Genomic DNA, 621 nt, shown 5'->3' on the forward strand with positions numbered 1-621 from the left:
TGGTGGAGCCTAGCGGGATCGAACCGCTGACCTCCTGCGTGCAAGGCAGGCGCTCTCCCAGCTGAGCTAAGGCCCCTTAATTTAATAAGTGGTCGGGAAGACAGGATTCGAACCTGCGACCCCATGGTCCCAAACCATGTGCTCTACCAAGCTGAGCTACTTCCCGTTATTCACTAGATGGCGCGCCCGAAAGGAGTCGAACCCATAACCTTCTGATCCGTAGTCAGACGCTCTATCCAATTGAGCTACGGGCGCTTCAAATTATAAATGGTGCCGAGGGCCGGACTTGAACCGGCACGGTAGTCACCTACCGCAGGATTTTAAGTCCTGTGTGTCTGCCAATTCCACCACCCCGGCAGCATTGGAGCGGAAGACGGGATTCGAACCCGCGACCCCCACCTTGGCAAGGTGGTGTTCTACCACTGAACTACTTCCGCAACATTTATTTAATTAATGCGGGTGAAGGGACTTGAACCCCCACGTCACAAGGACACTAGATCCTAAGTCTAGCGCGTCTGCCAATTCCGCCACACCCGCGGAAAATGGTGAGCCATAGAGGACTCGAACCTCTGACCCTCTGATTAAAAGTCAGATGCTCTACCAACTGAGCTAATGGCTCAT

Annotated in this window: 7 tRNA genes; all 7 read right to left on the reverse strand. The window is 53.8% G+C overall.

From position 1 onward, the window contains the following. A tRNA-Ala gene (locus tag SLH52_RS23280) sits at nt 1-76 on the reverse strand. A gap of 13 nt (nt 77-89) precedes the next feature. After that, nucleotides 90-166 (reverse strand) — tRNA-Pro (locus tag SLH52_RS23285). Between the two features lie 12 nt (nt 167-178). Next, nucleotides 179-255, reverse strand: a tRNA-Arg gene (locus SLH52_RS23290). Between the two features lie 13 nt (nt 256-268). Further along, a tRNA-Leu gene (locus SLH52_RS23295) sits at nt 269-357 on the reverse strand. A 5-nt stretch (nt 358-362) separates the two neighbouring features. Next, nucleotides 363-437 (reverse strand) — tRNA-Gly (locus SLH52_RS23300). A 17-nt stretch (nt 438-454) separates the two neighbouring features. Then, a tRNA-Leu gene (locus tag SLH52_RS23305) sits at nt 455-537 on the reverse strand. A gap of 6 nt (nt 538-543) precedes the next feature. Beyond that, nucleotides 544-619: transfer RNA gene (locus SLH52_RS23310), tRNA-Lys, on the reverse strand. Between the last annotated feature and the right edge of the window lie 2 nt (nt 620-621).

Origin of the sequence: Cytobacillus sp. IB215665 (assembly GCF_033963835.1) — a bacterium.
Lineage (GTDB): Bacteria > Bacillota > Bacilli > Bacillales > SM2101 > Nanhaiella.